Raw genomic sequence first — 514 nt, 5'->3', positions numbered from 1 at the left:
AATCACAAATCTGATGTACAAAACGACTAAGCAACGCCTCACCTTGTAAGGTATGAGTCACTTCAGGATGGAACTGGAGACCATAATAATGGCGCGACTCATCGGCCATAATCGCAATCGGACAGCTCGGAGTGCTGGCAACAATATCGAAGCCTGCTGGCGCTTCAATCACTTTATCGCCATGACTCATCCATACATTAAGCTTGGCTGACTTGCCTTCCGTGCTGCTGTCTTCAATGCCTTCAGTCAGCTGCGAGTGACCATTGACATCAATCGTCGCTGCACCAAACTCATGGATATCACTGGCATGAACCTGCCCGCCGAAACGATCTGCCATCGCTTGCATACCGTAGCAAATGCCCAATACTGGCACGCCGAGCTCAAACACCGCATCATTGATACGCGGGCTATCCTCAGCATGTACGCTCTCAGGGCCACCCGATAAGATAATGCCTTTGGCGCCAAAGTCGTGGATGCGCTGAGCGTCGATATCGTAAGGGAACATCTCACAGAA

General features: G+C 50.8%; 1 protein-coding gene. It reads right to left on the bottom strand.

Features of this window, described 5'->3' with window-relative positions; all coding sequences use genetic code 11:
- Positions 1-514: glutamine-hydrolyzing GMP synthase (gene guaA, locus ACS8FD_RS24670; RefSeq protein WP_439277783.1), on the bottom strand; the 514-nt coding region annotated here is incomplete at both ends.

The organism is Psychrobacter sp. 1U2, assembly GCF_051847575.1.
The sequence above is the reverse complement of the archived record's forward strand: the minus strand, read 5'-3'. Positions and strand labels throughout refer to the sequence as shown.